This window comes from Candidatus Thorarchaeota archaeon, assembly GCA_013388835.1.
Lineage (GTDB): Archaea > Asgardarchaeota > Thorarchaeia > Thorarchaeales > Thorarchaeaceae > JACAEL01.
Window position 1 is genome coordinate 1 of record JACAEL010000123.1, and the last position, 1,920, is coordinate 1,920.

General features: G+C 41.5%; 2 protein-coding genes. Both read right to left on the reverse strand.

Annotation, left to right across the window (positions count from 1 at the left end; translation table 11 throughout):
• Positions 1-764, reverse strand: a 764-nt coding sequence (locus HXY34_14300) for a hypothetical protein (GenBank protein NWF97305.1), incomplete at its 3' end; no start/stop codon positions are given.
• 18 nt (positions 765-782) lie between these two features.
• Positions 783-1,358 carry a C39 family peptidase gene (locus HXY34_14305; protein NWF97306.1) on the reverse strand — a complete coding sequence of 192 codons (576 nt, stop codon included), beginning with the start codon at positions 1,356-1,358 and terminating at the stop codon, positions 783-785.
• Positions 1,359-1,920 lie beyond the last annotated feature (562 nt).

Below are 1,920 nucleotides of genomic sequence, written 5' to 3' on the forward strand. Positions count from 1 at the left end.
CCATAAAGCTCACCATAATAGTCAATTATCGAATCCTGCGTCCAATAGAGTATCCTCTCAGCCTCAAGAGCAGGCGTATAATAGCAGCTATCCACATGCACAAAAGGCTCAAGCTGCGCTATGCCGAACAACTCTCTCAGCGCAGAATACCGCTCCCTAATCAAAAGAGAAAGAACAGCAACCTTAAACTCCTGAAGACTCTCAGCTTGATTTCTTAACTCCACAAACAAGTTACCATAAGTATACCCTTCCTCAACACGACGCACAAGATCAAGACCCTCAAGCAACTTCAGATACCTTCTTATCTTCTCACTTTCCCTATCAGGACGCGACTCCAACTCACTTTCCAAAATCACTTGTTTCTGCGACAAATTCGAAATAATCATACCAACCTTAGCCAAAACCCACTGCGCCTCATTAATACGAGCCAAATTATCCGAAGAAGCCCTCACTATAATCCTCTCAGCACGCTCTTGCCACATGTTCAAAAAAGAAGATAAATTCTTAACACATTCGTCTCTTGAAGTAGCCTCAACAGCAAGATTTTCACCCAGACGAACAGTACCCAATCTTCTCAGTGAAAGAAACCTTAACATCTTCTCACTTGGAGAACGATCATCATGAATTATTCTCGGGTAGTCAGATTGAAGCTCAGCTACCCATGTCTTCGTTTTTTCATCGAACCGTGCTTCCCCAACGGAGATTAGGTTCCCGTAATTCTGAAACACGTACTTGCGGATTTCTTGTGCAACATTCATTGTCAACTTGGTTCCTCTCCCGATTTAGCTTTCCTTCGCCTCTTCCTCAAAGAATTCATCCAACATTCTTCTCTTACCTATTTTAACCTTTATCAGAATCCTGTCAAGCTTCTCCCATCTTGACATAAACGATCCAATTTCCTCTTCTTTCTCACCAAAAATTGGGTCATTATAGTATATTAAGTGTTTGTCTCTATCCAAACCTGACACTACAACAGCATGAGCACACCTATGAACACCATTCGACAACTCAACCCACGCAATCACAGGTCTCTTTTCATCAATCTCTTTCTCAATTTCAGCCAGACTATGCGGCTTCAAATCAACATCAAATTCTATCGACGGAACTGCTTTTAGAACATGCTTATCATCATTCAGGTTTCTTACCTTCTCAGGAAGAGTACCATCAGCCTTAGTCTCCACTATCTCCGCAATGTCCGAAACATCAAGATTAGGCGCTCTACCTTCAAAATTAGCCCCAACATAATCAAAAATCATCTTAATACATCTGGGAACACATGAATATCCATCTGTCTGCAGAGGAAGAACTAAGGGTACATTCAATTTGCTCGTTGCAGTACTCTCCAGTTGATCCTGCACATTTCTATGACTGGATGCCGTATATCAGCCTAACGCATTTAACTCTATGCCAATGTTTCACACTTTCCTAAATAATATGAGAACAATTCGACGAGAAATAATTGCAACCTAAGACAATTGAATTAATCCTTTAACAGCAACATTGTTGAGTAGAAGCTATCCATACCCCTCTATCGTTCTGTAGACCCCCTACGTTTTTCACTAAATGGCAAAACCTAAGCCCTACCCTATCTCTTCTATACCCCCTCCCCCTACGTTTTTTTGCGTCACACCACATGGTGACTTTAGCAGGAGCAAGTCTTTATTTTTGAACCGCAATTCATTAATTAAGTATCCGAAACCGTGGACTCACAATGAAGAAGTGCATCGTCAGAGTTGTTCTAAGCCCTCAGCACAAAGAGATATTGGATAACATCTGTAGAAAGCTCGGGCAAAGCGAAAGTGAAACCCTTCGCATGGCGTTTTTGCAATATGCTGAAAAGCTGAGTCTGATAACGGAAAGGGTTCATAAGCAAAAATGGTTATGGCGAAAAGCTTTGATTCATTTTTGCTGCGAATGCAG